General features: G+C 68.3%; 1 pseudogene. It reads left to right on the top strand.

The annotated features are described in order from the left end of the window. A pseudogene (locus JZ791_RS44115) lies at window positions 1-1,171 on the top strand (hypothetical protein); the annotation flags it as partial.

Genomic DNA, 1,171 nt, shown 5'->3' with positions numbered 1-1,171 from the left:
CGGCAAACGCGTACCCTCGACCGCCGCCCTGGACAACGTGTACGGGCATGCCCTCGGCACCAGCAGCGGCACCAACCGCACCCGCGCCCACCAGCTGAGCTTCACCCCCGGCGGACAGGACAACGGCCACCGTCCCGTACCCAACATCGTCAACATCCAGCGCACCGGCGCCCACAGCGAGACCCTCACCGCCAGCAGCGACCGCCGCGCCTGGGAGCGCAGCAACGACGGCGTCGAATTCCAACTCCGCACCCTGCACACCGTCGAGGTCAACTGGCGGCCCTGGACCGAATCGCTGGCTACCTACCTGCTGGACAGCGTCGGCGACGGCCTGTCCACCGCCGGGAAGATGCTGGTCAAGGCCGGACGGTACCTGAAGGTCCTACCCGCGCTGGACCCCGTCGCCATCCCCGCACCTCCCGTGCACTCCAAGCAGGACACCCTCGACTCGCTGTCGCGCCACCGCTTCCACAGCGCCGACACACCTATCGAGTCCCCCGCGGACTCGGACTCGGACCCCGAATCCGACCTCTCCGATGTCTTCGACCGGGACGATGATTCGGACGCCAGCTCCATCACCGAACCCGACCCCGAGACCGAACTCGACCCCAAGCCGGCACCCGCTCCGTCGCACTCCGCACCGGACACCTACCGCTTCGACCCCACCATCCCCCCTTTCCCAGCACCCCCGACGGGCGACGCCACGGTGGACATGCGAACCGCCGCAGAGCACCTGCTCACCGGACCGGCCTGGCAACCGGCGCGGCCGATCGTGATCTACGACTTCGACGGTTTGCCAGAGTTCGGCAGGGCACTGCTGGCCGTCGATCCGTCGCTGCGCGCCAACAGGCAGACCCGCAGCTCCGAGGGCATGGGCGTACGCCTCACGACACTGGCCGAAAGCGGCGCCGACACCCCTCTGGGCCCCGAGAGCACCGCACCTTTCCTCAACCTCGACGACACCGCCAACCTCCCCACCCCGCAACCACACCCGCGCGGCCACGCAGTCACCGGCACCTCGGTCCAATTCACCCTGCACTCACCCCGTATCGAGGAAACCAGCTCGACCACGGCGATCGACCGCTTCGAATTCACCAACAGCAGCATCTCCTCCCACGCCGACAACACCATCGCCATCGCCCCCACCTTCGGACTCAACTCCCCCTACACC

The sequence above is a fragment of the Nocardia alni genome (assembly GCF_019038435.1).
Taxonomy (GTDB): domain Bacteria; phylum Actinomycetota; class Actinomycetes; order Mycobacteriales; family Mycobacteriaceae; genus Nocardia; species Nocardia alni.
The sequence above is the reverse complement of the archived record's forward strand: the minus strand, read 5'-3'. Positions and strand labels throughout refer to the sequence as shown.